The 24622-nt window shown below is 41.2% G+C and carries 22 protein-coding genes; all 22 read left to right on the top strand.

The annotated features are described in order from the left end of the window. Nucleotides 1–275 precede the first annotated feature (275 nt). The 22 genes from FE005_RS03870 (at nt 276) to FE005_RS03765 (ending at nt 24609) form a co-directional block, all read left to right on the top strand. Complete coding sequence (locus FE005_RS03870) at nt 276–2111, top strand: beta-glucoside-specific PTS transporter subunit IIABC (RefSeq protein ID WP_138371359.1); 1836 nt, start codon at nt 276–278, stop codon at nt 2109–2111. Between the two features lie 43 nt (nt 2112–2154). Continuing rightward, the gene (locus FE005_RS03865) at nt 2155–3621 is read left to right on the top strand and encodes a glycoside hydrolase family 1 protein (RefSeq protein ID WP_005469874.1); all 1467 of its coding nucleotides are present in this window, start codon (nt 2155–2157) and stop codon (nt 3619–3621) included. 17 nt (nt 3622–3638) lie between these two features. After that, nucleotides 3639–4487 (top strand): PRD domain-containing protein, encoded by an 849-nt coding sequence (locus FE005_RS03860; RefSeq protein WP_005469876.1) that lies wholly within the window; start codon nt 3639–3641, stop codon nt 4485–4487. Between the two features lie 147 nt (nt 4488–4634). Continuing rightward, nucleotides 4635–5102 (top strand): N-acetyltransferase, encoded by a 468-nt coding sequence (locus FE005_RS03855; RefSeq protein ID WP_138371358.1) that lies wholly within the window; start codon nt 4635–4637, stop codon nt 5100–5102. A 349-nt stretch (nt 5103–5451) separates the two neighbouring features. Next, on the top strand, nt 5452–8139 hold the full coding sequence (locus tag FE005_RS03850; protein WP_138371357.1) for an HAD-IC family P-type ATPase: 2688 nt from the start codon (nt 5452–5454) through the stop codon (nt 8137–8139). Nucleotides 8140–8461: 322 nt separating this feature from the next. Further along, on the top strand, nt 8462–10540 hold the full coding sequence (locus FE005_RS03845; protein ID WP_138371356.1) for a PTS sugar transporter subunit IIA: 2079 nt from the start codon (nt 8462–8464) through the stop codon (nt 10538–10540). A 28-nt stretch (nt 10541–10568) separates the two neighbouring features. Continuing rightward, nucleotides 10569–10871: a PTS sugar transporter subunit IIB gene (locus FE005_RS03840; RefSeq protein ID WP_081131130.1), complete on the top strand. Its 303-nt coding sequence runs from the start codon at nt 10569–10571 to the stop codon at nt 10869–10871. A 21-nt stretch (nt 10872–10892) separates the two neighbouring features. Next, nucleotides 10893–12182 carry a PTS sugar transporter subunit IIC gene (locus tag FE005_RS03835; RefSeq protein ID WP_138371355.1) on the top strand — a complete coding sequence of 430 codons (1290 nt, stop codon included), beginning with the start codon at nt 10893–10895 and terminating at the stop codon, nt 12180–12182. Nucleotides 12183–12202: 20 nt separating this feature from the next. Next, entirely contained in the window at nt 12203–12592 is a 390-nt protein-coding gene (locus FE005_RS03830; RefSeq protein ID WP_138371354.1) for a tetratricopeptide repeat protein, read from the top strand. A gap of 21 nt (nt 12593–12613) precedes the next feature. Further along, nucleotides 12614–13486: a class II fructose-bisphosphate aldolase gene (locus FE005_RS03825; RefSeq protein ID WP_081131127.1), complete on the top strand. Its 873-nt coding sequence runs from the start codon at nt 12614–12616 to the stop codon at nt 13484–13486. Beyond that, nucleotides 13483–14103 carry an AAA family ATPase gene (locus FE005_RS03820; RefSeq protein ID WP_138371353.1) on the top strand — a complete coding sequence of 207 codons (621 nt, stop codon included), beginning with the start codon at nt 13483–13485 and terminating at the stop codon, nt 14101–14103. Before FE005_RS03825 ends, FE005_RS03820 begins: the two co-directional genes overlap by 4 nt. A 339-nt stretch (nt 14104–14442) precedes the next feature. Then, nucleotides 14443–15618, top strand: coding sequence for a multidrug effflux MFS transporter (locus FE005_RS03815; RefSeq protein WP_138371352.1), 1176 nt, complete (start codon nt 14443–14445; stop codon nt 15616–15618). A 111-nt stretch (nt 15619–15729) separates the two neighbouring features. Beyond that, nucleotides 15730–16743 (top strand): tRNA-dihydrouridine synthase, encoded by a 1014-nt coding sequence (locus tag FE005_RS03810; RefSeq protein WP_005469887.1) that lies wholly within the window; start codon nt 15730–15732, stop codon nt 16741–16743. A 149-nt stretch (nt 16744–16892) separates the two neighbouring features. After that, complete coding sequence (locus FE005_RS03805; RefSeq protein ID WP_029486225.1) at nt 16893–17348, top strand: MarR family winged helix-turn-helix transcriptional regulator; 456 nt, start codon at nt 16893–16895, stop codon at nt 17346–17348. 64 nt (nt 17349–17412) lie between these two features. Next, complete coding sequence (locus FE005_RS03800; protein WP_368074415.1) at nt 17413–18753, top strand: DHA2 family efflux MFS transporter permease subunit; 1341 nt, start codon at nt 17413–17415, stop codon at nt 18751–18753. A 180-nt stretch (nt 18754–18933) separates the two neighbouring features. After that, nucleotides 18934–20370: a glycoside hydrolase family 1 protein gene (locus tag FE005_RS03795; RefSeq protein WP_003129286.1), complete on the top strand. Its 1437-nt coding sequence runs from the start codon at nt 18934–18936 to the stop codon at nt 20368–20370. A 5-nt stretch (nt 20371–20375) separates the two neighbouring features. After that, nucleotides 20376–20684, top strand: coding sequence for a PTS sugar transporter subunit IIB (locus FE005_RS03790; RefSeq protein WP_003129287.1), 309 nt, complete (start codon nt 20376–20378; stop codon nt 20682–20684). A gap of 16 nt (nt 20685–20700) precedes the next feature. Then, nucleotides 20701–21963, top strand: a complete 1263-nt coding sequence (locus FE005_RS03785) for a PTS sugar transporter subunit IIC (RefSeq protein ID WP_003129288.1) — start codon at nt 20701–20703, stop codon at nt 21961–21963. Further along, nucleotides 21960–22232 carry a hypothetical protein gene (locus tag FE005_RS03780; protein ID WP_003129289.1) on the top strand — a complete coding sequence of 91 codons (273 nt, stop codon included), beginning with the start codon at nt 21960–21962 and terminating at the stop codon, nt 22230–22232. Before FE005_RS03785 ends, FE005_RS03780 begins: the two co-directional genes overlap by 4 nt. Before the next feature lie 38 nt (nt 22233–22270). Then, on the top strand, nt 22271–22591 hold the full coding sequence (locus FE005_RS03775) for a PTS lactose/cellobiose transporter subunit IIA (RefSeq protein WP_003129290.1): 321 nt from the start codon (nt 22271–22273) through the stop codon (nt 22589–22591). Nucleotides 22592–22859: 268 nt separating this feature from the next. After that, a complete protein-coding gene (locus FE005_RS03770) occupies nt 22860–23741 on the top strand; it encodes an N-acetylglucosamine kinase (protein ID WP_103300475.1) in 882 nt (293 codons plus the stop codon). Nucleotides 23742–23802: 61 nt separating this feature from the next. Next, nucleotides 23803–24609 (top strand): MurR/RpiR family transcriptional regulator, encoded by an 807-nt coding sequence (locus FE005_RS03765; RefSeq protein ID WP_003129292.1) that lies wholly within the window; start codon nt 23803–23805, stop codon nt 24607–24609. The last annotated feature ends 13 nt before the right edge of the window (nt 24610–24622 follow it).

Below are 24622 nucleotides of genomic sequence, written 5' to 3'. Positions count from 1 at the left end.
TTTTTGAATGTTAAAAATTTGTACTTACCTGATTCCTAGAGTTTTACATTTGGCTGTGGTGGCAAACTTATGGATCAAAAATAGTGGTTGCGTTTCCAATTTCTTCGTGGTATTATGCAATTAATAAACAGGCATGTGACTGGTTAAGCAGGCAGGACCTATATAAAGCAATGAGTGAATCGTTCTGATTCATTTGGTTGTTTTAATAGGTGCTGTCTGCTTTTTTTCTTTGTTTGGCCAACGAAGAGAAAAATAATCTAAAGGAGAAAAAAACAATGAATGTAAAGGAAACGGCAACTGCCATCATCCAATTGATTGGCGGAAAAGAAAACATCTCTCATTTGGAACATTGTTCAACGAGGTTACGGTTTACCCTGAAAGATCATGCTCTAGTTCAAAAAGAAGCACTAGAAAAAGTGGAGGGTGTCATCGGAGTCCGGCAGAATGTCCAGTGTCAAGTTATCATTGGCAATGATGTTGTGGAAGTTTATGACGAAGTGATGTCACTGTTGGGGCATCAGTTAGACAATGCGGACAGCGGAAGTGCAACAAAGCAGTCTTGGGGAGCTGTCCTGTTGGATTTTGTTATTTCCATTTTTCAGCCACTTATACCGGCGGTTGCCGGAGGTGGTGTTTTAAAATCACTACTGTTACTCGCTTCTGTTACAGGAGTGCTTGATAATCAAAGCCAAACGTATCAAATTTTAAATCTTATAGGTGGAGCCCCCCTTTACTTTTTACCGATTTTAGTCGCTATGACCACGGCAAATAAATTAAAAGTAAATCAATTAGTGGCTGTTTCAGCAGTCGGGGCGCTGATTTTGCCTGAAATAACAGCGTTGCTGACAGATGGAGCAACCTTTTTGGGGATCGGATTACAGAATATTGCCTATGCATCACAAGTTTTTCCTGCAATTTTAACGGTTTTGTTTTATTCGCAAGTCGAAAAACTATTTACTCGTTTTTCTCCAAAACCGATTCGCATCTTCTTTGTTCCGATGATGAGTCTAGTAATCACAGTTCCAGTGGCGCTATTGATTTTAGGACCTTTAGGATTTGAGGTAGGTACAGTTTTCTCTGCAGCGATTATTTGGCTTTATACTCATCTAGGCTGGGTTGCAACAGGTATCTTAGCAGCTGTGTTACCATTGATGGTTGTGACCGGTATGCACAAAGCAATGATCCCTTATGCGGTCTCTTCCATGAGCGAGATGGGGGCAGAATTGCTTTATTTACCGGCTTCACTTGCCCATAATATTGCTGAAGCTGGGGCATGTTTTGCTGTCAGTCTGCGGACAAAAGATCAAAAGCTTCGCTCAACAGCTATTTCTGCTGGAATTTCTGCACTGTTTGGCATTACAGAGCCCGCATTGTATGGGGTAACGATTTTAAACAAACGGGTATTATATGGGGTGATGGCTTCTAGTTTGGTTGGTGGAGCAGTTGCTGGCATCTTTACAATCAAAGCGTTTGCATTGGTGGGTCCGGGTCTTGCTAGTATCACCATGTTCGTTGATGAATCAAATAGTATGAATTTAGTTTGGGCATTAGTCACTTTAGCAGTCTCTTTTCTTGCGGCTTTTGTTTTAGTCCTGTTTCTTTTTAAAGATAAAGTCATGGAGGCCGTTGAAGGAAAAGAAGACCCTCAATCAGAAGTTCTCAGTCAGCCTGTTGCGGGACAAGTTGTTACGCTAGCCGAAATAAAAGACGATGTCTTTTCCAGCGGAATGATTGGTGAGGGATTCGGTATTATCCCCACATCTGGCGAACTAACAGCACCAGAGGATGGAGAAGTGACTATGTTGTTTGAAACCAACCATGCGATTGGATTAAAGACCCAGAATGGTGCTGAAATCTTATTCCATATAGGGATCGACACGGTGCAATTAGAAGGAAAATATTTCACACCGCTTGTCAGTGCGGGGGATTATGTCAAAAAAGGACAACCATTGCTTCAGTTCGATTTAGAAGCCATCAAACAAGCAGGGTATGACCCGACTGTTATCTGCGTTGTGACTAACAAAGAAAATTTCATTATTAAACCAATTGAACAAACAGAAAATATGTCTAAAAGCGAGGGTGTTTTATCCATCTCTCCATTTGTTTCGTAAAATTCAAGCAGCATAATCAAAAAACGTGAAGGAGAATACAACTATGAGTCAATCAACATTTCCAGAGAATTTTTTATGGGGCGGAGCGATTGCTGCCAATCAAGTGGAAGGTGGGTGGAATTTAGACGGGAAAGGGTTGTCTGTAGCAGATATCGCCACGTATAAACCAGATGTCGACACCAAAAATTTTGCAGCCCATATGCATGTGACGGTAAACGCCGTGAAAGAAGCAATCGCTGATCCAACAGACACGATTTATCCTAAACGTCGGGGAATCGATTTTTATCATCGTTACAAAGAAGATTTGGCGTTATTTGCTGAGATGGGTTTCAAAGTACTACGCTTATCTATTGCTTGGACGAGATTATTTCCCACAGGAGAAGAACTGGAGCCAAATGAGTCGGGCATTGCTTTTTATCGAAATGTCTTTCAAGAAATGCAGCGTTTAGGAATCAAACCGATCGTGACACTTTCTCATTATGAAATGCCAGTCGCGTTGAGTTTGAAATATAATGGTTGGGTTGAACGCAAAGTTATCGCTGACTTTGTCCGATTTGCCACAGTCTGTTTTGAGGAATTTGGGGAATACGTAGAATACTGGCTGACCTTTAATGAGATCGACAGCATTCATCGTCATCCCTTTACAACAGCTGGAATTATTCCTGAACAATGTACTCCAGGGAAAGAGCATCAAGAGATCTATCAAGCCTTGCATCATCAATTTGTCGCTAGTTCACTAGTTACAAAAGTTGCACACGAAAAAAATCCTCAAAACAAAATAGGCTGTATGATAACAAAATTAATGACTTATCCGTTAACCTGTGATCCACTAGACGTGGAATTGACATTGAAGAAGAACCTAGAGAATAATTTTTATGCAGATGTTCAAGTAAAAGGAGAATACCCTCGCTTAATTTTGCGAGACTTGGAAAAACGTGGCATCAAGATTGAAATGGCACCGGAAGATCCTCAAATACTAAAAGATTATACAGTGGATTTTCTTTCTTTCAGCTATTATATGTCTATGGCGGAATCTGGGGATCCGCAAGCAGAACGAACACCAGGAAATACTGTACTAGGGGTGAAAAATCCTAAATTACCATCCACTGAATGGGGCTGGCAGATTGATCCTAAAGGACTAAAGATTTCGCTGATCGAGTTATATGATCGCTACCAAATTCCATTGATGATCGTCGAAAATGGAATGGGAGCAAAAGATATTCTTGAAGAGGGGAACGTTCATGATCCGTATCGTAGGGACTATTTCGAAGCGCATTTTAAACAAATGAAAGAAGCGATTGATGAGGGCGTAGATCTGATTGGTTATACAAGCTGGGCACCAATCGATTTAGTTAGTGCTGGTACCTCCCAACTGTCAAAACGATATGGCTTTATTTATGTGGATGCAGATGATGAAGGACATGGCACTTATGATCGATCCAAAAAAGACTCTTTTGACTGGTACAAAAAAGTGATTGAGACTAATGGCGCAATCCTAGCAGGAGAATGACGAAGGAGCGATAGTGCATGATTTATATCAAGAAAGTCTTAAATTCAAGTGTTGTACTTGTTGACAATGAAGGCCAAGAAATGATTGCACTTGGAAAAGGCATTGGATTTGGGAAAAAAGCCGGAGAGCAGATAACGGATTCTCAAATTGATCAAGTATTTCTCCCAATTGATGAAACGAGATCTCTGCAGTTTGCTGAATTAATTGATGAGATACCCATTAGGTTTTTTGAGATGACGAAAGAAATCGTTCAATTGGCCCAACAGTTAATGCCCAATCCGCTAAACTCTACGATCTATTTAACGTTGTCGGATCACTTGCATTTTGCTGTTGAACGCCAAGAGAAGGGGTTAAGTATCACCAATCGTTTGTATTGGGAAATCAAAAACTATTATGCAAAAGAATACGCAGTTGCAGAACAAGCGTTGCTTTTGTTACGTGAAAAGTATCAAATCTTTCTTCCAGAAGAAGAAGCATCAAATATTGCTTTTCATTTGATCAATGCCCAATCTGCGTCTGCGGATAATCAGGATGGGTTGAAGAAAGCGAAATTGATTGGGATTATCGTAAACCTTGTCCGCTATTCGATCCAGCAAGATGTGAATACAAATTCGATTCATTATAGCCGCTTTATCACACATGTCCGTTTTTTTGTAGATCGTTTCTTTACAGAAGGATTATTGCAAGAAAAAGACGAAGGACTGTATCGGCAAATGTGGGCCCTTTACCCAAATGCTATGGAGATTGCAACAAAGGTAAAGGCGTATGTAGATAATGAATATCAAACGAAAATCCCTGAAAATGAGATCGTTTTTCTAGGTGTCCATATCAATCGTTTAATGAATCATTCGGCGATTGAACAATAAGAAGCCTGATTTTGGACCTGTCTGTAAGTCATATACCTGTGTAACGATCAGGTATATGACTTTATTCGTAATTTCAAGCAATACTTGATAAAATGACCTACAAATGAATGGGCTATTGTTTTAGACCAGAAGAGGTGTGTATAAAAGATGGAACTAATGAAATATCGAGATGAATACAAAGAAGATGTTGTCAATTATTTTCTGACTGACGAAATGACCTATTTCACAGGGACGCCACAAGAAAATATTGCAATCTCCCAAAAGAATCGACAGCATCATTCGATCTTGGCTTTTTCCCAACAGAAATTGGTTACTTTTTTTGTTTTGGATGCAGGACCCCAAAAAGCAGACTATACGGATGAAAATGACGCTCTTTTGTTGCGGAGTTTCTCTACTGATGCGAGATTTCTAAGGAGAGGATATGCAAAAGAAGCATTGCGATTATTGCCTAATTTTGTAAAAACTCATTTTCCAGCAACTAAACAAATTGTTCTTGCAGTCAATAAAAAAAATAGTGCAGCAAAAAAACTGTATTATTCAATGGGTTTTGTAGATAGTGGTGAAGAGAAAATGGGACCCAAAGGACCGCAGCATCTTTTGGTTTATCCACTTTGACTTGTTTCTTACTGAATGGGTAACAAAAGGGCAGGGGCACTCGTCCTTTTCGATTCGAACCATGCAGTTTCACTTCTGTGCTCCTCATAGTTGTTCTGCTTTAATTGGCAAACTGAGTTGGAGTTGCAGACTTGACTAAAAAAAATGAATACGCTATTATTGATTCTAATTTAAAGGGGGTGGTAAAGGAATGTCTAGTGACTCGAGTGACGGTGAGCAGAAAATCTATTTTGATTTGCCTTACTTTTTGATTGAATAGGACAAGAAGCAGCGCTTTGTTTAGTGTGTCTCACTGAATGGAGGGCTTATTTGTGTTGGAAAAAATTCAATTAAAAAAGGAAGGCAAAAAATGCAGACAAAGAACTATCAACTTACTATTGAAGAAACAATGGAAAAATATGGACTTAAGGATAGGACAGGATTAACTAAAAAGGAAGCAGCGCAACGTTTGTCAGAAGTTGGTTTGAATCAGCTAGCAACAAAAAAGACCCCTAAATGGAAATTGTTGTTGCGGCAATTCAACAATATGATCATTTATATTTTGATCTTCTCTGCACTATTGACATTACTCATGGGACACCTTTCGGATGCAATCATTATCGGAACGGTTGTCTTGGTCAATGCATTGATTGGCTATTATCAAGAAGCCAATGCCTCGGACGCACTGGAACACATCAAGCAAATGCTGTCTACACAAGCGACGGTCTATCGGGAAGGCACTCGCCAAGATATTGCAGCAGCAGAAGTGGTTCCCGGTGACGTGGTTTTCTTGGAAGCTGGTGACAATGTACCAGCGGATCTACGGATCATTGAAGCAGACAATCTACGAATACAGGAATCTCCGCTGACAGGCGAACCTGATTCGGTTGAGAAAACGAGCATGCCATTGCTAGAAGATGCTATCGCTTTAGCAGAACAAAGCAACATTGCTTTTGCGTCGACATCGGTTACCTCTGGTAGTGGGAAAGGAATCGTTATTGCTACAGGTCAAACAACAGAGATCGGCAAAATCTCTTTTGAAGTGAACCGCACAGAAGAACGCAAGACTCCTTTGATGAAAGAAATAGATGGGTTAGGTAAGGGTATCACCTATGTGATCATGGGGGTCGCGATTGCCCTGTTTGTGGTCAGTCTGTTTTTAGAAACCTATGCTCTTTCTGTACTTTCTTTAGCCGTTGTGACAATGATCGTAGGTTCGATCCCGGAAGGCTTACCAGCAACGACTTCCGTTGTTTTAGCAATGGGGGTCAGCGAAATGGCCAAAAACAAGCAGACCATCATCAAAACATTGCCGGCTGTTGAAACATTAGGTTCTGTCGATGTGATCGCTACGGATAAGACAGGAACTTTGACCAAAAACGAGATGACCGTTAAGGACATCGTTTTAGCACATCAGCAATACCAGATCACTGGCGACGGCTATCAGCCGAAAGGGGATATTCTCCCGCTTTCTCCTGTTACCGAAGCAGATGAACAGGAGCTAACCTTATTCCTAGAAGCAGGATTTGAAGCGAATGACACTGTGCTAGTGGAAGAAGAGAACCATTGGGGGATCAATGGCGAACCAACCGATGGCTCTTTCTTGACCCTTTATTACAAAAAATTTGCCTATCCCGAAACCCCAGGCTATCAAGAAATCGCTATGCTGCCTTTTGATTCCGACTACCGCTACATGGCAAAGCTGGTACAAAATCAGGCAGGGGAACGCCTATTATTTGTTAAAGGTTCACCAGACAAGCTGTTTGCCATGGCGAAGGTCTACGACCAGAACTTTAATGAAAAAAGTTGGTCTGCTAAGGTCCAAGGGTTGTCTTCAGAAGGAAAACGGGTGGTTGCAGTGGGGTATCGTTCGCTAACAGACCAGCAGACGGTCGATTCACTGGATGAAACGGTCTTTGCTGAAGGTGTGCAGCTTTTGGGCATCGCCGGTATCATCGATCCGCCTCGAGAAGAAGTCATCGCTTCTTTGCAGGAGATGAAGCAAGCTGGGGTCCAAGTCAAAATGATCACCGGGGATCATCCTTTAACAGCAAAAGCAATCGGTGAAAAGTTAGGATTGGCCAAAGAAATCAATGTAGTGACTGGCTCTGAACTGGACCAAATGGCAGAGCGTGACTTTCAAGACGCAGTCATCAGGAATCAAGTGTTTGCTCGAACAACACCTAAAAATAAGCTGGAAATTATCAAAGCCTTGCAAGCCAAAGGGAAAGTGACAGCTATGACCGGGGATGGGGTCAACGATGCACCTGCCTTAAAGCGGGCCGATATTGGGGTAGCAATGGGAATCAGCGGAACAGACGTCGCCAAAGATTCTGCAGATATGATTTTGACCGATGACAACTTTGGCACCATGGCTTCGGCGATCCAAGAGGGACGAAGAATCTATGATAATATCAAAAAGAGCATTTTATTTCTGCTGCCTACCTCATTTGCGGAAGGCTTGATCATTGCTTTTACGATCTTGATGCAAAATGACATGCCTTTGCAAGCCACTCAGCTGTTGTGGATCAATATGGTTTCGGCAATCACGATCCAGTTTGCCTTTATTTTTGAACCGGCAGAAAAAGGAATCATGCAGCGGAAACCTCGAAAAACTGGGAACAGATTATTGAATACTCATGATATTTGGCAAATGGCTTATGTCTCAGTGTTGATGGCAGTCATCAGCATTTTAGCCTATGAATGGTTGTTGACACAAGACGTCGACCAAGCGGTTGCGAGTACCATGATGGTCAACATTGTTGTGTTAAGTAAGATCTTTTACTTGTTCAATATTCGTACGAGCGAGTCTGCTTTCTCGAAGGCATCCTTTACCAATCCGAAAGCCTTTTTGATCATCGGTGTGATGGTGGCTTTACAAGTTGTCTTGACCTATGTGCCATTTATGCAAAAAGCTTTCCATACGGCGAATCTATCACTGACCGGTTGGGGGATCGCACTGCTTTCCGGAGCCGTTATTTTGCTAGTCACGGAACTGGACAAATGGTTCCGGAATAGGAAAGAATACAATGTAAGCTATAAAGCGATTCGTGAATAACGAGATAACCATTGACTGAATCAGAACAACTCTTTTCTTTAGGAAAGTCAATTTTACAAGAGTAAGTTTTTTGAATAGTGCTATAAAGGGAGGCCTCTCGATGTATGAGAGCCTCCTTTTTTTGTTTTTTTATTCGCTGTTGTTTCTTTTATCAAGCAGACTCTTCACAAAAAGCAGTTGCTGTGGTAGTAACAAGAGAAATGATTTAATCATTCAATCCCACCAGATGAGGTGCAGGTATCTGCCAGTTCAAGTGGAAGGAATGTCTACTTTTTTATTTGTAAGCGGAAACATATACTGAATTCAGAAAGGAATAACCATCATGAAAACTAGAACAGTTGAACTGATCCAAAAATTCATTTCTTCTCACTACCCGCTCAAAGCGGAACAATTGGCTGCAGAATACAATGTGAGTCAACGGACCATCCGTCAAGAAGTCTTGGAGGTCAATACGTGGTTGAGGCAGCAGCAGCTACCTGAGGTTGCAACTATTCGTAATCAAGGCTTCCTCTTAGATCTGACAGTCAGCCAACAACAAAAGGTGAGAACGCAGTTGGACCATTTACAAGCAGACTTGCTGAATCGTCAAGAGCGGACCTTCGATTTAGTCTTATCGATCGCTTATGAGAAAACAGCGGTTTTTCTGAATCGCAAAGAAGCACGTTTTCAAATTTCTAAAAGTACGATGGATGAGGACATGCGTCGCTTAAGAGCAGATTTATTAAGGTATGGGATTGAGATCGTCAGTTATGGCAAACAAGGACTGCTGTATAAAGGACCAGAAAGAGCCATTCGGACAATGATCTATGATTTCGTTAATCAAAATTTGAGTAGAGTCGATTTTTCTGAAAATAGAGAAGAAAAAACTACGCCAGCACGGGCGATCTTCCATCATTATTTCCCCCGAGAAGAAAGTCTGCGACTGGAGAAAATCTATTCAGAGAAAATCGTCAAGCAAGAAGATGATCTCTATAAAAACCAGATTTTGTTGTTTACTTGGATTTGGATTCAGCGAATAAAAAGGCACGAGCTGATTTCGGCAGTAAATTGGAAAACCATCGATTACCAAGAGGACGGTTTTTCCGACTTTGTTGAACAGGTCATCAAAGAATTTCAATTGACAGCAGTCCCTCAAGTAGAGCGCAACTATATTCGTTTCACGATTGAGACTTTCAACGCAAGAGATATATCCAATTCTCTTGAATGGGTGCAAGCACAACTATTGACCATTCAACTGATTCAATTCGTGGAGCAAGAAACGCATATTCCTTTTCATTTAAAAGAAGAAACATTATGTGAAAATCTTTATAAGCACATGGCTGCATTGATCGTAAGGATAAAGAATAAGATCCAAGTCATGAATCCTCTGAAAGAAAATATCCGTTTGAACTATGGACCCATTTATCGAGCAGTCACTTTGTTTATGCCAACGATCGCCGAAGTGATTGGAGCAACAGTCATTGAGGATGAGATCGCTTTTCTGGTGATTCACTTTTCAACGATTGCCAGTGTGATCAAGCGTGATCTAGCGTCGATCTACAAGTCGGTAGTGGTCTGTAATCATGGGATGGCGACCGGAAATCTATTGGCGGAGAACTTGAAAGAAAAGTTTCCCCAGATCGAAGTCGTGGCTGTATTAAGTTCAAAGGAAGTTGCTCTCGTTGACAAATTGGATGTTGATCTGATTTTCAGCACATTTCATTTGCCCTATAGCAATAAACCGCTGCTGGTGGTCGATCCGATCTTAACGGATGCCAATCGGTCAATCGTTTCAGAATTCTTGGATCGGCATCAAACCTATCAGCGGCTAGAACCTAGCGACAATGAACCGACAGTTCTGTTTACCAAGGTTTTGGACCTGATAGCAGAAAGCGGCGGCCGAGTCGATCGCAGGATCTATTCCAAATTAGAAACATTATTTGACAACAATCATTTAGAAATCAACAAAAGGGAGATCCAGCCAATGTTAAAAGATATTCTGACAGATAATCACATTCTGATACAGGCCCAGGCCGCGTCTTGGCAAGAAGCCATTGAAGTTGCCGCCAAGCCATTGATCAAAGAGGACATCATTGAGAAACACTATGTTCAGGCAATGATCCATGCAGTAGAAGAATACGGGCCTTATATCGTCATCGGGAAGCACTTGGCTTTGGCCCATGCGCGACCCGAAGATGGTGTCAATACATTAGGTGTTAGTGTAGTGACCATGAATCAGCCGATCCATTTTGGCAATCCGGAAATGGACCCAGTGAAAATAATTTTTTGCTTAGCCGCGGTGGATTCCTATTCACATCTAGCGATCATGAAAGAGCTGATTGAACTGATCAATGATGAAGCAAAACTCAATCAGCTGATTGCATGTACAACCATTGATCAATTTAAACAATTACTTTTTTAAGTGAGGATAAAAAAAGGGGAGAAGACAGATGAACAAACTGAATATTTTATTTGTATGTGGGGCAGGATTAGGCAGCAGTTTTGCAGCGCAGATGTCAGCAGAAGATGTTTTGACCAAGCTAGGAGTGACAGCCAAACTGGATCATTGTGATATTTCATCCGCGGTTTCCATGAAACCGGATGTTATCATCACGGCAGAAAATTTCCGAACCCAATTCGAGAAATTCTCCATTGATCCACAGACTGCCATGGTGTATTTGAAGAATATTGTTTCTAAAGCAGAGATCGAAGAGAAGCTAACACCGGTGTTACAAGCAAAGGGCGTTATTTAAGAAAGGAAAGAGGGGGAAAAGATGGGCGTTATCAATTTTATTATCGAGAATATTTTGACACAAGCCTCAATCACGATTGCATTGATTGCGATGTTAGGGCTGATTCTGCAAAAGAAGTCAGCCGGACAAATCATTTCGGGGACATTGAAAACTCTTCTAGGCTTCCAAGTATTAAGTGCGGGTTCCAGCATTATTGTCGGTAGTTTGACTTATTTTGGTCAAATATTTACCGAAGGGTTTCAAATGCAAGGCATTATCCCTTCCATTGAAGCAATCAATGGGCAAGCAATGAATGAACTTGGTCTAGGCAGAGATATTGCATTAACTTTCTTAGCTATTTTTGTCTTTAATATTTTGCTGGCACGATTTACAAAATGGAAATACATTTTCTTGACGGGACAAGCCATTCTGTGGATGGCTACGATGACCACGGTATTTGGCTATTTCGCTGGCTTACGCGGGATTGTCCTGATTTTAGTTGGTGGCTTTGTCGGCGCAGTCTTCGCCGTGGCTATGCCAGCGATCGCACAACCGATCATCCGCAAAGTAACCGGATCTGATGATATCGCATTAGGACACTTCTGCACCATCGGCTATTTATTTGAAGCAGGCGTCGCTAAGCTTTTTGGGGAAAGAGGCGAAAACAAGAAATCGATTGAAGACATCAAACTACCTTCCCATTTTGAATTTCTCCAAGATACGTACTTATCTGTGATGGTCGTAATGGTTCCCCTTTATATTGTGACTGTTTTATTCGCAGGGGAATCCTTTGCTTCTGAACTATCTGGTGGGCAAAACTATATCATGTTTGCTTTCCTTCAAGCGATTCAATTTGTCGTAGGGGTCTATGTATTGTTGGCGGGCGTCCGTTTATTGTTAGGGGAGATTGTTCCGGCATTCCGAGGGATCGCGATGAAGCTGGTTCCTGATGCGATTCCAGCACTGGATTGTCCAGTGTTCTTCCCTTATAGTCCAAATGCTGTCATCTTAGGATTTATCACAACGACTATTGGAACGGTAATTGCGATGTTTACATTGCCAATGTTTGGACTAGCAATGATTTTGCCGGGGATGTTGACAAATTTCTTTGCCGGCGGGACAGCTGGTATTTTTGGAAATGCGGTTGGCGGTAGACGCGGTGCCATCATCGGCGGTATCGCTCACGGATTCTTCATCACCTTATTGCCAGCATTACTCGTAACGATCTTCAATTCAATGGGCTTTGTCAATGCAACTGCGACGGATGTCGACACTGTGGTTGCTGCACTCTTGTATGCCTGGATTTTAAGCCCAATCCTAAAAGCCTTTTAATCGGAAAGTAGGGAAACGTGATGTTTGGTTTTTTTAACAAGAAGAAGGAAGCAAAAGAAATAACTGAATTAGCACCTGAGACAGTGGAGCAGCTTCAAAGAGAGATCGAGCAATTGAATCAAGAAATAGCCGTGAGCCAAGACTCACGAAAATTAGCAGCACTTTTAGAACAAGCTGGTCTTAACTATGCAGCTTTGAATGAATGCGATCAAGCGATCCAACTTTTAGAGCAGAGTTTAGCGAATCAAAAAAGTATTGGCGATGGGTATAAGAAATTGATGCATTTGTACAATAAGAAACGAGCCGAAGCAGCCCGAGCCGGTGATGATCAAGGGATCGATTATTATATGGGGAAAATGGATGAGATGCGGCAAATCGCGAAACAAGTCACGATTACCGGTAATAAATAATAAGATAAGGTGGATTTGATTATGTACACAACGTTAAAAGAAGTCACGAAAACAGCGGAAGAATTGAATTTTACGGTGGGGGCTTTTAATACCCACAATTTAGAGATGCTTCCTGCGATGCTGCGCGCGGCCAAAGAAATGGGAGCACCAATCATTATTCAGACGAGTGTCGATACTGCTAAATACATTGGGATGAATGTCTTGGTCCATGTGATGAAAGCTATCGCGGAGGAGGAAATGGTCGATGCGGTCTTGCATTTGGATCATGCACGGGATTTTGATGATATCAAAGAAGCGATCGACAGCGGCTATACCTCTGTGATGTATGACGGTTCTCATTTACCCTTCAAAGAAAACATTTTGAAGACAAAAGCGGTGGTGGAATATGCCCATGCGCATGGCGTCTCGGTAGAAGGCGAGTTGGGAACGATTGGTGGGACAGAAGAAGGGATCCATGTGGCTGAAGATGACAAAGTTTATACAAAACCAGAAGATGCGTTGGTCTTTGTCAAAGAGACCGGAGTGGATGCATTAGCAATTGCTATTGGGACGAACCATGGACAATTCAAATCAAAAACGGAAGTCAATATTCCCTTGCTAAAAGAAATTGATGCACGAGTAGATGTTCCACTAGTGATCCATGGGGGAACCGGAGTCAAAGAAGAAGATTATCCGGCATTGATCAACAATGGCATCCGCAAATTCAATGTTGGGACCGAGCTGTTGGTACAGTGGACGAAAGCTGCTAAAACGACCTTTGGTGAAACAGAAATCAACAAGTCTTTAAGACACAATGTCATTCCGGCAAACGAAGCCATCAAAGAAACAGTGAAACATAAAATCGGCTTGTTCATGAATGTGGAAAGCCCAACGTCATTGAGAAAAGTAAAATGAAAAAGTATCTTATTCTTTTAGCTGGCAGCCCAGGAACTGGCAAGACATATCTCCTGCAGCTGCTGAAGCAACGGTTGCCCGACATGTATACGATCACCATTGACGAAATCAAAGAATATTATGCGGATTCTGTGGGATTTGATGATTTAGCCCAACGGGCCGAGCAAGAAAGAACGAAAGTCTATCCGTTCTTTTATCGCGCATTAGAGTTATATATGGAAGCGGGGAAAAAAGTCATTGTTTCGGAGTATCCATTTAGCGATAAGCAAAAAGGACGCTTGCGAGACCTTGCTGATACTTATGCTTATGAAGTAATCACGATTCGCTTAACGGCTGATTTCGAAGTGTTGTGGGAACGGCGTTACCAGCGAGATCGGGAGCCGGAACGGCATTTGAGCTATATCATGGATCACTATCATTATGGCGATAGTTTAGAAGACCGTTCATTAGGAACCAATCATATTACAAAGGAAGAATTCCGACGAATCATCAATGAACGAAAGTACGCTGAATTTGCTTTGGGAACACTCTATGAATTTGATGTGACGGATTATCAGCGAGTAGATTATGGTCCATTGCTCGATCAGTTAGTGTACCAGATTCAACACGATGAGTAAGTAAAAATGATCGCTGAAATACTGCCACTGGCTTTTTATCGCTCAAATCATTCAATAATTATCTTCATGTGAAACGCTTATTGTTTTCTTACTACTAGTTTTTTGGTAGGGAGAAGGCAATAAGCTTTTTTCGAGATCTGTTAGGAATTGAAGGGGGAAACGCCCTGTTGTCTTTAAAGCTTCTTAGAACCAAAAACTAAATAAAAAAAGCCATATCCAAACGAATTGTTTTAGTTGTTTAAAAATATCTGAAATTAAGAAAAATTCTCATTGAAAATCACCACGGAATCAGCTAGTATTCTAGAGGTAGGTTTTTTAGATAGGAAAGGAGAAGGAAAAATGGAGTTATCAAAAGGTAGGATCATTTGGCTGTCCTTATTGCTTGGCACATTGAGCGCCTATGGCCCTTTACTAATGGATGCTTATTTACCGGCTTTTCCAGTCATTCAAGAAGAATTAGGAATCAGTGCTTCTCTCACACAAATGAGTTTGACCATGTGTCTGATTGGTTTAGCATTAGGTCCATTAGCAATCGGAACACTTAGTGACCGGATTGGGCGCAAGAAACCTCTTGCTATAGGGATAACCGTAGCGATTCTTTGCTGTTTACTTGTTCCCTTCGTGCGAAATATCTGGTTATTCCTAGCTTTGCGTCTCTTGCAAGGAATCGCCAGTTCCGCAGGGATCGTTTTGACCCGTGCGATTGCGAAAGATTTATTTACCGGCGAACGGCTGACGAAGTTTTTTGCGATGCTGATTGCAGTGAACGGTATTTTCCCGATCATTTCCCCACTGCTAGGCAGTGCGATTTTGGCAGTGGCTTCTTGGCAAACGATTTTTCTTTTTTTGGGTGGTTTAGGCATCCTGCTATTGCTTGGTATTCTCTTTGGCTATCAGGAAACATTACAGCCGCAAGAACACATCCATCAGATGGAATCTGGATGGCGGGCAGTATTGTCTGATCGCATCTTTGTGTTACTGGTGCTTATCCAAGGATTTATTTATGGTGCATTGTTTAGTTATATTTCAGGATCCTCTTTCATGTTCCAAAATGTCTATGGGCTCAGTGATCAAATGTATAGCCTCTTGTACGGTATCAACGGGATCGGTATCATTGTGACTGCGGAGCTTTCGGGGGTTTTATCGCGGCGATTGTCCCTAGTCCAGCAATTAGGCAGCGGATTGGTGATCGGTTTTATTGGCAGTGTACTGGTGATGCTGAGTGGCATCAGAAATTCTATTGCATTAGCGATCATTGGGCTATTTCTGGTCGTGGCGACATTAGGGATCGTCAATTCGGTGGTAACTACATTAGCGATGGATCGGCAAGGTGAACACGCTGGGGTCGCTTCCTCGATCTTAGGGATCGGCATGTACAGCATCGGGATCATCTGTACGCCGCTAGTGGGTATCATGGGCAGTCATACCTATCTTCCACTAGCGTTACTGATCTTTTTGTGCGAAATCGGTGCATTAGGCGTCTATCGAGTAATGAAACAAGAAGCGAGACCATGAGTGCGGATGGTCTCGCTTTTTGCTTCTTTTGCTTATTCCTAGTATAATGACTATGTTTTTGTAAGTTGGATCAAAGAAGTGATCCGGTCACTAAGAAATGGAGCGGAAAGCATGACAACAAATTTTTGGGCGGAGTTACCGAAGCCTTTTTTTATTTTAGCACCAATGGAAGATGTGACAGATGTAGTGTTCCGCCATGTTGTGCAGACAGCAGGGGCGCCAGATGTCTTCTTTACGGAATTTACCAATTCAGATAGTTACTGCCATCCAGATGGGATCGAGAGTGTTCGTGGTCGACTGACATTCACAGAAGACGAGCAACCGATCGTCGCCCATATTTGGGGAGACAAGCCGGAATTTTTCCGGCAAATGAGTATTGGAATGGCGGAAATGGGATTTAAAGGGATCGATATCAATATGGGCTGTCCTGTCCCAAATGTTGCCGGTCGCGGCAAAGGCAGCGGCTTGATCTTGCGTCCCGATGTGGCGGCTGAGTTGATTGAAGCGGCAAAAGCAGGTGGGTTGCCAGTCAGCGTCAAAACACGGATCGGCTACACAGAAATGGCTGAGATGGAAGCTTGGATCACTCACTTGTTGCAGCAAGACATTGCCAATCTTTCTGTTCATTTGCGGACCCGCAAAGAGATGAGTAAAGTCCCTGCCCATTGGGATCTGATCCCAGAAGTTCTAGCGATTCGTGATCGAGTGGCACCTCAAACATTGATCACTATCAATGGCGATATTCCAGATCGTCAAGCAGGACTAGCGTTAGCCCAACAGTATGGCGTAGACGGAATCATGATTGGACGGGGCATTTTCAAAAATCCCTATGCCTTTGAGAAAGAACCAAAAGAACACTCATCGGAGGAATTATTAGGGTTGCTGCAATTGCAGCTAGACCTGCAAGACCATTATGCTACGATGGTTCCCCGATCCATTGCCGGATTGCATCGCTTCTTTAAGATTTATGTCAAAGGATTTCCTGGGGCGAGCGATTTGCGCGCACAATTGATGACGACTAAGTCGACGGATGAAGTTCGCAGACTTCTAGCAGAGTTTCATGCTAATAAAGCTGCGGGAACATTGTCTGAAGAAGTATCTGATGCTGCTGAAGAGCACAAATAACTGAGCATTTCTCTCCTTGGAGAGAAATGCTTTTTTTTGTATGTAGAAGTAACCTTGACAATAGATAGGTACCTATGTAAAATAGAGAGCAGTCTGTTAAGTAGGTACCTATTTAATTGGTTTTAATGAACAAAAAAGGAGCAATACATATGTCTTACTCAGAGCAAAAGATCGTTGAACGGTTTTTTGAAGTGTATAAATTGAATCGTCGTTATTCTGAAAGAAAATATGGTCCCTTCATGCCTGGGCGGGGTCAGTTCAACTGTTTGTTAGTTTTGGACGAGCGCGGCACACTGAATCAGAAAGACTTAGCCGCCTATTTGGCGATCCGCTCAACATCAGCAGGGGAGCTCTTAAAAAAAATGGAGAAAAAAGGCTGGATCAAAAAAGAAACATCTCCGCAAGATAAACGAATCCAGTTGATCTCATTAACGAAAGAAGGAAAAGCTGAAGCTGCTGCGATGAAACAAAAACGCAGCAAAGCACACCAAGATATGCTGACCGATCTAACAGAAGAAGAAAAACAAGCCTTTGGTCGCGGGTTAGAAAAAATTGAAGCTTATTACCAACGCATGGAGGCGGAATCTATTGAACCAACCGAGTAATCTGACAAACCGTAAAAGAACATTTATTTTTATTAATCTGATTCTTACTTGTATCGCACTAACGATGTTATCCACCGCATTGACCACCGCATTACCGGCCATCGTGGCTGACTTGCAAATTTCTGTGACCACTGGACAGTGGCTGACCAGCGGCTATTCCCTCGCCATGGCTATCGTCATGCCGTTGACCGCTTTTTTGATGAATCGGGTACCTACCAAAAAATTATATCTTTCCGCATTGGTAATCGCTCTTATTGGGATGGTTCTATGTGCGTTAGCACCGAATTTCCCCATTATGATGATGTCTCGTATCCTCCAAGCCATTGGTAATGGTATTTTGATCTCAATGGCTCAAGTGATTCTATTGACGATCTATCCAATGGATCGAATTGGTGCAATCATGGGTTGGTATGGGTTATCGATCACTGCCGCACCAGTGATCGCCCCTACATTAGCTGGAATGATCGTTGATAAATTGAACTGGCATGCCATTTTTTATATTGTCGGTGCCATTGTTTTTGTTTCGTTGATTTGGGCGTTGAATGTCTTTGAAGATGTCTTGGATGTAACGAAGAAAAAATTTGATCTGCTCTCCTTTTTACTCAGCGCTGTGACTTTTGGCGGCTTCACATTAGGATTCGGGAATCTAGGAACCTATGGCTTTGCCAGTCTCCCTGTCTTGGGTGCATTGCTCGTAGGTTTGATTGGCGGCATCTTATTTGCCCGCCGCCAAATGAAAGCGGCAGTGCCCTTCTTGGATCTGCGGGTCCTCAAAACGAAAGAGTATGCGCTAAGTGTGTTTGGGAGTATTTTACTCTATCTTGTTTTAATGGGCTCTTCAATGCTGATGCCCTTGTATGTACAATCCATTCTTGGAAAATCTGCAACAATCTCAGGGTTGGTGGTATTGCCAGGTTCGTTAGTTTCTGCCTTTTTGAGTCCTATCGCTGGCCGTATCTATGACAAAGTCGGTATCCGCATCTTAACGATCATTGGCGGCAGTTCGTTAGTTTTAAGTAATATCGGTATGTTTTTTATTCATATACACACAGGAATTTGGATGGCGGTCTGCCTGAATATTTTGCGCTGTGCCGCCACGGGCTGTTTATTGATGCCATTTGTTACCTGGGGCAATAAAAATATCCCGCCAGAATTGACTGCTCATGGTACCGCATTACTGACATCGCTGCGGACGGTCGCCGGCGCCATCGGCACAGCTGTTTTTGTTGGGATCATGAATACGGTCGCCCGCAACAGTCATACATTGACTGGCTCCGCCGCTTTGCTCCACGGCATGAATGTTTCGTTTTTAGTCATGACCGTCGCTTCGGGACTGCTATTGTTCACGGGATTATTTTTGATCAAAGATAGTCGCACAGAAGTTCTGATAGAAGTAGAAAATTAATCAACTAGTCAAACCGCTTCGCTTTTTGCGAAGCGGTTTTTTTTTTTTTATTTTGAATGTTTCTTTCATATGAAAAATTTCTTTTTGAAAAAAATAATCAAAATATTTAATAAAATATTGAAAAAAATAATCAGAAGATCTATAATGAAGCTGTCACAAAGAGAAAGGCAGTGAATACTATTGAGAACGTTTTACTGGGGCGGTGCAACCGCAGCTAGTCAATATGAAGGTGGATATAAGGATGGGAAAGGGATAGATACACAAGATTGCCGTCCCTATCTTCCTCGAAGTAATAATGCAACAATCCAAACGAGATTGTTGACTCAAGAGGTGATCAATGAAGCAAAAGAATCAGAAACTACCCAATTTTATCCGTTTAGAAAAGGGACGAAAGGATACGAAAACTGGGAGGAAGATCTACAGCTGCTAAGCGAGTTAGGGATTGATTTATATCGTTTCTCGATTAGCTGGTCACGATTATTCCCACTGGGGAATGAAGAGCAACCAAATGAACAAGGTGTGGCATATTATGATTCGATTTTTCGGGAATTAAAGAAGAAAGGAATCAAAATTTTTTTGACAATGAATCATTATGCGGTGCCTCTTTATTTGGTGGAAAGTATCGGTGGGTGGAAGAATCGTGAAATGATTGACCATTACCTCTCTTTTGCAGAGTTTGTTTTGTCTCGATGGGGAAATCAAGTGGATTTTTGGTTGCCATTTAATGAAATAAATGCCGGCTTTTTTAGTCCCTATAACGGTACAGGATTAATCAAACCAAGCAATGGTGACTATATCTATCAAGATGTATTTCAAGCACTACATTATCAATTTGTTGCAAATGCAAAAACGATTCAGCTGGCACGAAAAATGGATATTCCTGGAATCTTTGGTTCCATGGTGTCGTGTTTCTGCTATTATCCGTTGACACCAAAACCAGAAGATAATTTGAAATTAGTGAAAGAGGAACAGATTAATCAGTGGTTTTGCAGTGATGTGCTTATGCAAGGGGAATACCCCTATTATATGCATTCTTTTTTTGAGAAAAATTCTGTTGATCTAGATATAACCGCAGAAGATCGCCAGATTCTGAAGGAATATACTTGCGACTTTGTTTCTTTTTCTTATTATTCTTCCAGTGTGGTAACGACCGAGGAAGCAGAAAAAACTGCAGGGAATTTAGTAGTTACAACGAAAAATCCTTACTTAAAAGCAAGTGATTGGGGATGGCAAATTGATCCTATCGGTATGCGAACAACATTAAATAAAGTTTATGACCGCTATAGAAAACCAGTTATAATCGCTGAAAATGGCTTCGGTGCGAAAGATCAACTCGAGGCAGATGGCACAATTCATGATTCCTACAGAATTGATTATTTCAAAGAGCACTTTGCTGAAATAGTTAAAGCTAGAGATATCGATCAGGTCAACGTTATTGCGTATATTGCTTGGGGGATCATTGATATTGTATCCGCAGGCAGCTGTGAGATGGATAAACGCTATGGTGTCATTTATGTTGATGCTGATAATGAGGGGAATGGAGATTATCGTAGATACAAGAAAGATAGCTTTTATTGGTATCGTTCTTTTATTGAAAAAAATAAGAAGGGAGAGTAAATCAAATGAAAAAAGTTCTATTTATCTGTTCTGGTGGGATGTCTAGTGCAATTGTAGAAAAAGCGCTAGACAAAGAAGCCGAAAAAAAAGGAATTGCTCTAACAAGTTCTGCAGTAGGAAGTGGTGAGGCGGATTCAGTTATCCAAGAAAAAGATTGGGACATTATTTTTGTAGCCCCACAAGTAAAGCATCGCTTTAGCTTGTTTAAACAGTCCGCAGATGAAGCACATATTCCTATTGAATTGATCAAACCCACAGATTACAGTCCGTTAGGTGGCAAGAATCTCTTGAAAATTATTGAAAGTTTGAGTTGAGAAAAGGAGGATAAAAATGAATCATTTCTTTGAAATGCTAGAGGACAAGGTTGCGTTACCAATGTCGAAGATCTCTGAGCAACGACATCTTCGAGCGCTTCGTGATGGGGTTGTTTCGGCGATTCCGTTTATTATTGTTGGTAGTTTCTTTCTGATCATTGCTTTTCCACCTGTTCCAGAAAACTGGGCAATTCACCAATGGGCAACAGATCACATTACGGAAATTCTAATTCCCTATCGGATGACATTTTGGATTATGTCTCTGTATATTTGTTTTGGAATCGGATACAATTTAGCGAAAAGTTATCAGTTAGATCCTTTGACCGGAGCACAATTATCGGTGGCAGCTTTTCTATTAAGTATTATGCCGGTACAGTTCGATCAAGGATTGATGTTGCCAATGGAATCACTCGGATCAGTGGGGATTTTCCCGTGTATGGTTTTAGCCATTTTTGCGGTTGAAGTTTTACGATTTTGTAAAACCAAAAAGATTATGTTTAAAATGCCGGAACAAGTTCCTAGCTCTGTCGCACGCTCCTTTGAGGCCGTAATTCCAGCAGCAATTATTATCATAGTGATTGGAACGATTAATGTTGTCTTTAAAGTGAATATTGAACAAGTGATCCAAACTCTTTTTTCACCTTTAGTAAAAGCAGGAGATACTTTCTTAGGGGTCCTAGTTCCAGTTTTCTTGGTTACTTTTTTCTGGCTTTTTGGGATTCATGGTGACTCGATCGTTGGCTCAGTGGCACGTCCGATTTGGCTTCAATTTTTTACTGAGAATGCCGAAAAAGTTGCAAACCATCAAACCCCTACCCATATTGCTCCAGAAACATTCTTTCAATGGTTCATTTGGATTGGAGGATCTGGCGCGACAATTGGCTTGATTATTTGCGCGATTCTTTTTGGAAAAGCCAAGTATACCAAGTCCATTAGTCGAGCTTGTCTGATTCCAAGCATCTTCAATATCAATGAACCAGTGATTTTTGGATTTCCAATCATGCTAAATCCGATATTCTTTGTTCCTTTTGTGTTAGCACCGATTTTGATGACAACGGTTACTTGGCTGGTATTTAAAGCTGGTTGGGTGCACTTGATGTTTGTGCAGCCACCATGGACTTTACCGGCACCAATCGGCGCGTATTTGGCTACCGGAGGCGATTGGCGAGCTATTCTATTGGTCATTGTTAACATATTGATCGCTACGGTCGTTTATTATCCCTTCTTCAAGATTTATGACAATAAACAATTAATGCAAGAAATGGAAGGCGAAGCATGAGAAAAACAAGAATGCAGTTCAAAGGTGCATTATTTTATTTAGGAACTGTTTTTAGCGTGAACATCTTGTTGATTGCAATCAATTCATACGTTCAGTCTGAGACGTTTTTATTTATAGGGAATTTGGTTTCTATCAGTCTTATCTTTCCAGCGATTGCGTTATATGTTGACCGAAAAGAAAAATTTACCATGAAACGATATGCTTATTTTTCGATTGTAACCTTTGCAGCAATGTTCCTTATTTGCGAGTTGTTTATTTATCAGTTCTAACCATGAAAAAAATGATTTTAAATGAAGTAGGTGATATCATGGAAAATATCGAAGCAGTGATTTTTGAATTAATCGTTCATAGTGGCAATGCGCGAGGAATGCTTTTTGAAGCGTTGGATGCAGCAGAAGCAGACAATCATGAGCAATCGGTAATGTGTATGCAACAGGCAGAAGCAGAGATGACCATTGCTCATAATTTGCAGACGAAATTGATTCAAGATGATCTAAAAGGTCAAGGGCAGATCAGTCTTTTGTTGATTCATGCGCAAGACCAGTTAATGACAACAATGAGCGAGCAAGCATTGATTGAACGACTGATTAAAATGCAACAGCAATTGAATCAATTCAATCAGAACTAACATCCATTAAGCTGTGATAGAAACGATCCTCGACAAATGATACAGTGACTCGTAAACTGCTGAATAAAGCCGTTCATAAAGCAATGATTTGATAAGGATTTAAACCTATTGGGGAAATCCTCTCTTCTTAGCAAGCAGTACTAAAGGAGATATAATGATCCATTGTCTTCGAATATTGTTCGAATGCTGATAGTTGTTTTTTATCACTGATCAGATACTCACTAGGTTGTCGGAACGTTTCTATTGCAGTTTTTTAGGAGGAAAAGAAATGAATTATGTACTAGGAATTGATGCTGGGGGGACAAAGACCCAATTTACTACCTATGACAAAAAGGGAAGGGCACTCTTTGATTTGCACCTGTCAGCTGGAAATATTGTGGTAGATACAAATCGTACATTAGCAGTTTTGAGACAAGGGATCCAGTCTGTTTTAGAACATCAATCAGGCAATTGCCTCGGCGTTTTAGCTGGAATTGCAGGTATAGAGACGAGTGGGTTACATCATCTTGTTCAACATGAGCTGCAGCAGTTTCAAAAAACCAAAGTGATTTCTGATGCTCACTTAGGGTTAATCAATAAACTTGAAGGATCGGATGGCGCTTTGATTATTTCTGGGACCGGATCAGTCGCCTATGGATCTGTTGACAGAAACTTCTATCGAGTAGGGGGCTGGGGACATTTAGTAGGGGATGAAGGAAGTGCCTATGCTCTAGCATTGAAATGCTATCGCCATATTGCACAAGAAATGGACCATGGTTCGCCTTTGTCTAGATTCTCCCAAGACTTTCTATCTTTTTTAGATATGAACGATCCAGCTAAAGCAATTAGTGAACTTTATCAGATGAACAAGGCTGAGGTTGCACAAAAATCATTGTTTTTTTCGAAGGCGCATTTAAACGACCCCATCACTCATCAACTATTACAAGAAACTGCTGACGAATTGATCGAAATGATTCGTTTGTTACTAAACAGAATGAACCAAACCCAAGTGAAGTTAGCTTTAGCAGGTTCAGTGCTAGAAAAAAATCACTTTATTCGAGAATCGGTTGTTGCTCGTCTTCAAGATCAAATTACGGAAGTGGTTTTAAGTGATTCACCAAATACAAAAGGTGCCTTTTATTTTTATCGTAAACTTCTCAGTTCGACATGAATTTAATGTAAAATAGAAGTAACTAATTGCTGAAGCAACTATGCAGTAGAGGGGGACAGAAATGAGTGTAGTAACAACTATTGAAAGTATCAAAAATGAACTTTCGACTACGGATTTGAAGTTAGCAGATTATATTGTCGAGAATCTTGATGAAATACCTACTATGACATCTAATGTGTTAGCTGTTCATTCGAATACAAGTCCAGCAGCGGTCATTCGATTTTCTAAAAAATTGGGATTCAGTAAATTTTCTGACTTTAAGTTAGCCTTAACCAAAGATATTGAAAATCGAATCTATAATGAATATAGCGATATACAAAATGATGATTCGTTTCAAACGGCTAAAAATAAGATTCTTAGAAACAATAAGATGATTATTGACGCAACGGATCCTATATTAGATGAACAAACCGTGCAACAAGTAGTAGACAAAATGTTTCATGCTAAACGAATCTATGTTTATGGTGTAGGAACTTCCGTTCTAGCAGCAGAGGATATTCGTCAAAAATGGACTCGGATTGGAAAAACAGTGATTTTTGATAAAGATCGGTATCTTCTGACACAACAAATGAAAAATGATGGCGCAGACAGTTTGTTTTGGGGAATCTCCCATTCAGGGAAAAACCGCGATGTTTTATCATTAGTAGAAATAGCGAAAAGCCTTGGTATGCCGACCTTAGGAATGTCTCAATTAGGGCAGAACCAGCTGACTAAAAAAGTAGATACACCTATTCATACAGCACGGACAGAAGATATCAAGAATGGTCATTACGGAAGTGGGGCCACTCATTCGATTATTTTGCAAATTGTTACGATTGATTTGCTTTTCTATTTTTATATGCGCCGCTTATCGGTAAAAGAAAAATAAGGTCGTCTGCTAT

This window comes from Enterococcus sp. M190262 (assembly GCF_005843965.1).
Taxonomy (GTDB): Bacteria; Bacillota; Bacilli; order Lactobacillales; family Enterococcaceae; genus Enterococcus_D; species Enterococcus_D gallinarum.
Note: the sequence above shows the minus strand (reverse complement) of the source record. Positions and strands in the feature narration are given on the sequence as shown.